The sequence below is a fragment of the Sphingomonas sp. genome, from assembly GCF_051962185.1.
Classification (GTDB): domain Bacteria; phylum Pseudomonadota; class Alphaproteobacteria; order Sphingomonadales; family Sphingomonadaceae; genus Sphingomonas.
In genome coordinates this window covers 1-7,123 of the sequence record NZ_JBQCCN010000036.1, presented here as the reverse complement: position 1 = coordinate 7,123, position 7,123 = coordinate 1, and the positions used below count along the sequence as shown (strand labels likewise).

The 7,123-nt window shown below is 62.1% G+C and carries 6 protein-coding genes; all 6 read left to right on the top strand.

What is annotated here, in order from left to right; all coding sequences use genetic code 11:
• Window positions 1–379: glycosyltransferase family protein (locus tag ACTHJR_RS02580; protein WP_440521511.1), on the top strand; the 379-nt coding region annotated here is incomplete at its 5' end.
• Window positions 379–1,464: an acyltransferase family protein gene (locus ACTHJR_RS02575; RefSeq protein ID WP_440521510.1), complete on the top strand. Its 1,086-nt coding sequence runs from the start codon at window positions 379–381 to the stop codon at window positions 1,462–1,464. The genes ACTHJR_RS02580 and ACTHJR_RS02575, both read left to right, overlap by 1 nt.
• Window positions 1,465–1,595: 131 nt before the next feature.
• The gene (locus ACTHJR_RS02570) at window positions 1,596–2,396 is read left to right on the top strand and encodes an FkbM family methyltransferase (protein ID WP_440521509.1); all 801 of its coding nucleotides are present in this window, start codon (window positions 1,596–1,598) and stop codon (window positions 2,394–2,396) included.
• Window positions 2,348–3,931 carry a hypothetical protein gene (locus tag ACTHJR_RS02565; RefSeq protein WP_440521508.1) on the top strand — a complete coding sequence of 528 codons (1,584 nt, stop codon included), beginning with the start codon at window positions 2,348–2,350 and terminating at the stop codon, window positions 3,929–3,931. Before ACTHJR_RS02570 ends, ACTHJR_RS02565 begins: the two co-directional genes overlap by 49 nt.
• Before the next feature lie 10 nt (window positions 3,932–3,941).
• Window positions 3,942–5,759 carry an asparagine synthase (glutamine-hydrolyzing) gene (gene asnB, locus ACTHJR_RS02560; RefSeq protein ID WP_440521507.1) on the top strand — a complete coding sequence of 606 codons (1,818 nt, stop codon included), beginning with the start codon at window positions 3,942–3,944 and terminating at the stop codon, window positions 5,757–5,759.
• A gap of 40 nt (window positions 5,760–5,799) precedes the next feature.
• Window positions 5,800–7,017 carry a glycosyltransferase family 4 protein gene (locus tag ACTHJR_RS02555; protein ID WP_440521506.1) on the top strand — a complete coding sequence of 406 codons (1,218 nt, stop codon included), beginning with the start codon at window positions 5,800–5,802 and terminating at the stop codon, window positions 7,015–7,017.
• The last annotated feature ends 106 nt before the right edge of the window (window positions 7,018–7,123 follow it).

The window sequence follows — 7,123 nt, the reverse complement described above, 5'->3', positions numbered from 1 at the left end:
CACCGGCGACTATTTCGCTCGTGCGATCGAGGAGACGCGGATCAACCTGGCGATCCATCATGGCGAGGTCGGGCCGGACAAATGGCAGGATCTGACGTCGACCCGGACGTTCGAAATCCCCGCCGCCGGCGGCTTCATGCTCCATGTCGACAATGATGAGGTTCGCGCGCTGTACGAGCCCGGTCGTGAAATCGACGTCTTCACCGGCGAAGCGCAGCTGATCGAGCGGATCGGTCATTACCTGGCGAACGAGACCGAGCGGGCGGCGGTCGCCGAAGCCGGCCATCTGCGCTGCGTCCCCGCCTATTCGCTGGAAGCGCGCGCGGAAGAGATCGCGGCGACCTTGAAAGGACGGGGTTTGCTCGGCGACGCTCGCTGATGGAGAGCCAGGAGCGCACTCCGCTCCTGCCGGGGCTGCAATATTACCGCGCGATCGCGGCGGTGCTGGTCGTGTTCTATCACGCAGCACTCTCGTTCGGGCCCGGCGGCTATTATCCCGTTAGAAGCTGGGAACGGATATTCCTGTTCGGCCATGTCGGGGTGGAACTGTTCTTCGTCCTGTCGGGCTTCATCATTTGTCAGATCCATTGGGATCGGCTCGATCGTCCCGGCGAATTTCCCTCCTATATCCGTAAGCGACTCGTCCGGATCTATCCACCGGTTTTCCTTGCGGTGCTAACCTGGGCGGCGTTCCGCGGGGCGGGCCACAAGCCGCTCTCGCCGATGGAATGGCTCAATTCGTTGACTCTGTTTCCCTTCACCTTCGATTTCGCGCCGCCCGTGGTCTGGACGCTGGCGTTTGAAATAGCTTTTTATAGCCTATTTCTCGTCGCTTTCGTAAGCCGGCGTGCATTCCTGCTCAGCTTGGCGGTTTGGGGTCTCAGCGGCTATCTATTGTGCGAATTCACCGATGTGGCGCATCGAGACCAAATGAATGCATTGTTCGGATCGGCCTATGTTTTCCTGTTCGGATTAGGCGCACTGACGTTCTTGATCGGCCGCCGTGTCGGGCACATCGGGGCCAATAGAGCGCTCGCTTTGTCAATCATTGGTCTGGCGGTGTTCGCCATTGCCGCAGGGGCCGACGTGCAATTGCAGCTCTCCAGGCAGCCAAATGTGGCGCTAGAAATCGCCCAACGCTCATTAACGCCTCTATTTGGCCTGGCCGGTTCGTTTTGGATTTTAGCGATGGCTAGCACTGGCTTTGCGTTGCGAGGCATGGCGCACAAGATCCTGTTCTTCCTCGGCAATGCATCCTTCGCCATTTACCTGTGGCACCTGCTCGCCCAGCGCCTCCTGGCCTATGGCTTGGGGCGCGCCGGCTTGGCCGGCGTCGGCGCCCGGCCGATCGCGATCCTGTTGCTGGCCGCGGCGGGAATCGCCTTGGGGTCGCTCGTCTATACCCTGGTCGAAAGGCCGATGCTGCGGCGGCTGAACGCCTGGTTCGCGGCGCGCGGCGTATAGCATGCCGGTCGCCGTGGCTCGTCGTTGATGCCGCATGCGCCGTCGCGCAGGCTGACTTAGCGCATTGCCCCTGCCGACCGACCTGCCTAGGACGGCACGGGCAAAACGTCCTTTAGCGGATACGATCCTTCATGTTGGCAAAACTGTTCGGAGATTTCAGGGGCATCGCCCGCGTTGCGGGCATCTGGCTGGCGTTGCGCTGGCTGGTCTGCGTCGCCCTGACGCTGCCGAGCGCGCTCAAGACCCGCAATCTGCTGGCGGCCGACCGCCTGATGGGTAACGGGCCGTTCCGCGTGCGTCATGCGATCGGCACCGCGCTCCTGACCGGCGAAAGCGCGTTCAGCGGCTTGCGCGAGATTTGGGTCCGCGACGTCTACGCCGGCGGCGATTTCCTGCAGGTCCCCGACCATGGCACGGTGGTCGATCTCGGCGCGAACATGGGCAATTTCTCCGCCCAGGCGCTCGCCGCCAATCCGACCGCGCGGTTGATCGGGATCGAGCCGAGCGCCCCGCTCGGCGCCAAATGGGCGGCGACGATGACGGCCAACGGCTTCCAGGACCGCGCGCAATTGTGCCGTGCCTTCATCGGCATCTTCACCGACAAGCAGCGCCGCGATTTCGAAAACGACCCGGCCTATGGCGACGCGCCGACCATCAACGAGGACGAATTCCTCAAACGCTACGCCATCGATCATATCGACTTCCTCAAATGCGATATCGAGGGAAGCGAATTCTTCATGACCGAGAGCGCCAGCCGGCTGCTCGACATCACCGATCGCGTCGCCATCGAGCTACACGATTTCGGCGGCGATCCCCAGCATTTTCTCGATACGCTGAAACGGAAGGGATTCGCCGACCTGCAGGTCGACTGGTACGGCCGCGAGTGTATCGCGCGCGCGGCCCGCGCGCCGGCGCAGCGGATGGCCGCCTGACCATGGCGACCCTCGCCAGCCCTCGATTCCAGCCGGCGGTGCGCCAGCCCGAGCAGGCCGCCTCGCTGATCGACGATCTCGAACCGACCTATCGCGAGATTTTCTTCTCCGCGCTTGTCTGCCTCTGGTTCCTGATGGGGATGACCGCGCTTCCCGGCTCGGAAGATTGGATCAACACCGTCGGCCTGATCGCCTTCTCGATCGTGCTCGCCTGGGGTGGATATCGCCAGATGAAGCGCAATGTCGCGTCTCTTTGGGCTCCGCTTCTCTGGTATCGCGTCGCCATGCTCGCCTATTTTGGCATCGGCTCACTGGTTCCGATATATGCGAATGAAGATACGCAGGAGCTAATGCGAGGTTTTTACAACTTCTTTCCCTACGAAATAATAAAATTGAATGCCGTCATGACCGCATTCAATTTAATTTTTATTACTACATCAAAAATGATATTCATCTCTGCTAGGAATAAGTCTCTATCCAGAGCTTTTTCCGGCAGAAATTTTATTAACCCTTCTAATTTCAATATGATCGTATTCGGATCTATCTGCCTTGCCGTGGGATCTCTGGTTAATTATCTTGTTATATTCCCACAAATAGTTGGATGGGCGAATTTTAGCTTTTTCAGCACCTTGGCCAATCTGTCCGTTCTATCATGGCTCGGATATTTTATGGTCATATTCTGGGGCCTGGAGAACAAGAGGCGCGAGTTTATAATCTGGCCCATCGTACTCGCTCTCGGTGAGTGCGTGATTGGATTCTACGCGATGAGCAAATCGGTCATGCTGATGCCGCTTGTCATGGTGGGGATCGCTTTCATCTATCATCGAAGGAGTTTGGTCCGCATTGGGATTTTCGGCGCCTGCTTCGTCTCGCTATTTATGTTTCTCTCGCCGATCGTGACCCATGTTCGCGATGTGAACGGCGCCTATTATAATGGCGCGGCGACCGTTAAAGATATCCCCGACCTATATCTTTCCTATTTTAACGGCGGAAGGGAAATCGACCAATTCAGCGAAGTAGAAACTGGCTGGATGCGCCTGAGCTTTGTCAACGCCGGCACCTTCGCAATTAACCAGTATGACCATGGTATGCCGGGACACTCGTTTCGTTATTGGTCGATCGTCTGGATTCCGAGGATTATTTATCCAAACAAGCCGATTATTACTGACGTTGCGAGAGAGTTATCCTACGCCGCAAACGGTAACTATAATTCATCGTCTAGCGCTGGATTTGCCGCGGAGGCTTATTGGAATGGCGGATGGCTCGGCACGATAAGCATCGCAGTATTCATTGCGCTGGTATTCAGTCTCTGGTCTATATATTCCTACGAAGTCATCCAACGTAAGGCCTGGCATCTGTTCTTCATCGTTCTGATCGGGATGAGAATGGCCATCCGCGTCGACGGCGCCTTCGTTTCGGATATCCTTGGTCCGATCGCGCTGGTGATCCTCGCGCATATCGCCCTGGAGTTGATGAACCGGTTCCTGCCGCAAGCGCTGGCCAACGCGCTGCGTCGAAAAACCGCATCGCGTTAAACTGCCGGACATGTGCGGCCTGGCCGGTTTCTTCGCGCACGCGGATCACGGATCTCCGATCGACCAGGCCACACTGATCGCGATGCGCGATCGCATGGCGAGCCGCGGGCCCGATGGCGACGGCCTGTGGATCGCGGCCGACGGGCGCGTCGGCTTCGGCCATCGCCGTCTCTCCATCATCGATCTCAGCGAGACCGGTGCGCAACCGATGGCGACACCCGACGGGCGATACACGATCGCCTATAACGGCGAGATCTACAATTATCGCGCGCTGCGCACCGAACTGGCGGGCCATGGCGTCGCGTTCGTCGGCGATTCGGACACCGCGGTCCTGCTCAATCTCTACGCGCGCCATGGCGCCGCCATGCTGCCGCGGTTGCGCGGCATGTTCGCGCTGGCGATCTGGGACGCGAGCGCGCGATCGATGTTCCTCGCGCGCGATCCGCTGGGCATCAAACCGCTTTATTATGCCGACAAGGGCGGCACGCTGCGCTTCGCCTCACAGGTCAAGGCGTTGCTAGTAGATCCTGCCGTTTCGAGGGAACGGTCGGCTGCCGGGCTGACCGGTTTTCACCTGACCGGATCGGTTCCCGAGCCCTTCACGCTCTATCGCGATATCCTGGCCTTGCCGGCGGGTCATTGGCTGACCTGCACGCCGGCGGGCACCGGAGCACCCGTTCGCTACGCCAATGTCGCCGCCACCCTGGCGAGGGCTCGGGACAGGACCGCTACCGATGCCGATATCCGAGCGGCGCTGCGCGACAGCGTGCGCCATCATCTCGTCGCCGATGTCGAGGTCGGCGCGTTCCTGTCGGGCGGCGTCGATTCGGGCGCGCTGATCGGCCTGATGCGCGATTGCGGGCAGAAGAGGGTCCGCGCCTGCACCCTCGCCTTCCGCGAATTCGCCGGGACCGTCGACGACGAGATGCCCGGCGCGATCGAGATCGCCCAGCGCTATCGCGTCGACCATCACGTCCGCCATGTCACCGCCGCCGAATTCGCCGAGGATCTCGACGCGATCTTCGACGCGATGGATCAACCCAGCGTCGACGGCATCAACAGCTGGTTCGTCAGCAAGGCGTGCCGCGAAATGGGCCTGAAGGTCGCCTTGTCGGGATTGGGCGGCGACGAATTGCTCGCCGGCTATTCGACCTTCCAGTCGGTGCCGCGAATGTTGCATCGCGCCGGTCCGCTGACCAGGATACCGGGTTCGGCCAAGGCCGGCAGGATGCTGATCCGTACGCTCGCGCCACGCCTCGCGCGGCGCAATCCCAAGGTGCTGGGCGTGCTCGATCATGCCGGGAGCTGGCCGGGCGCCTATCTGTTGCGTCGCGCGGTGCTGCTGCCATTCGAGCTCGACGATGCGATGGATCCGGAGATCGCGCGCCAGGGTCTGGACGAACTCGGGCTGCTCGATCTGCTCGCCGACAGCGTCACGCCCGATCCCGGATCGGACAATGGCCGCGTCTGCGCGCTCGAAACCGCCAACTATATGCGCAACCAAGTGCTGCGCGACGCCGATTGGGCGGGGATGGCGCATTCGGTCGAGATCCGGGTGCCGTTGGTCGACATGACGTTGCTCGAGGCGGTGGCACCGCGCATCGCCTCGCTGCGGCCGGGCGAAGGCAAGGCGCTCCTCGCCACCTCGCCGGTCACACCGGTGCCGCAGGAAGTCGTCGACCGGCCCAAGACCGGGTTCGGCATTCCCGTCGGCGACTGGTTGCGCGGCGACATCGAGCATCAGGAGGATCGCCGTACCTCGCGCCGCTGGGCGCAAGTCGTCGAGGCGCGCTATTGCCGCTCGATCGCGGCTCTGCCGACCGCCTGAACGGTGGCGCAATCATCCATGACCCGCTAGGCGAGCGGCCGTGAGAATCCTCGCGCTCTCCCATTATTACCCGCCGGAGGTGAATGCGCCCGCATCGCGCCTGTCCGAGCACGCGCGTGTCTGGCGCGAGGCGGGGCATGAAGTGACCGTCGTCACTTGCGCGCCCAATCATCCCGCAGGGCAACTCTATCCCGGCTATCGCAATCGATTGTGGCAGGAAGAGACGATCGACGGCATCCGCGTCATTCGGCTGTGGACCTTCCTGGCGGCGAACGAAGGCTTCCTTCCGCGCATCGCCAATTACCTGTCCTATCTGTTTTCGCTGATCTTCTGGATGGGGCGTCTGCCGCGCGCCGACATCGTCATGTCGACCAGCCCGCAATTCTTCTGCGGTCTCGCCGGCTGGTTCCTCAAGCGGCGCAAGCGCCCCTGGGTGCTCGAGATCCGCGATCTCTGGCCGGAAAGCATCGTCACCGTCGGCGCGATGAAGCGCGGCGCCGCGATCCGTGCGATCGAGAAGGTCGAAGCCTTCGCTTATCGCAAGGCCGATCTGGTCGTGTCGGTGACCGACGGCTTCGTGCCGCACATCCGCGCGCGCCGCCCGACAGGCCCGATCGCGGTGATCAAGAACGGCGTCGATCTGTCGCGTTTCGCCAGCGATCCGGCGGCGGCCGACGCCTTCCGCGCCGAGCACGGCCTGACCGGCAAGTTCGTCGCTTCCTATGTCGGCACGCACGGGATGGCGCATGGCCTCCAAGCCGTGATCGCCGCGGCCGAGCGGCTGCGCGAGCGCCCGGACATCGCTTTTCTTATGGTCGGCGGCGGCGCCGAACGCGAAACGATCAAGGCGATGCGCGACGCCAGGGGCCTGACCAACATCGTCATGCTCGACCAATTGCCCAAGGCGGCAATGCCCGCCGTGTGGGGAGCGAGCGATGCCGCGCTGGTGCTCCTCAAGCGTGTCGATACGTTCAAGACCGTGATCCCGTCCAAGATGTTCGAGGCGATGGCGCTGGGCGTGCCGATGATCCTGGGGGTCGAGGGCGAAGCCAAGGCCTTGATGGACGAAGGCCAGGCGGGCATCGCGATCACGCCCGAGGACGATGCAGAGCTCGCCGCGGCGATCCTGCGGCTCGCCGACGACCGCGCCCTCGGCCGCCAGATCGGCGCGTCCGCCCAAGCCTTCGTCGGCGCTCACTTCGACCGCGAGAAACTGGCCAAGGCCTATCTCGCGCAATTCGAAGCGCTTCGTCGATGAAGCTCGCACGCAGCCTCGCGTTCGCGCGGCACATTCCGCCGCGTCAGATCGCCGCGCGTTTCTGGCTGGAGGCGAAGCGCCGCTGGTCGTTGCGCAAGCCGCCGCG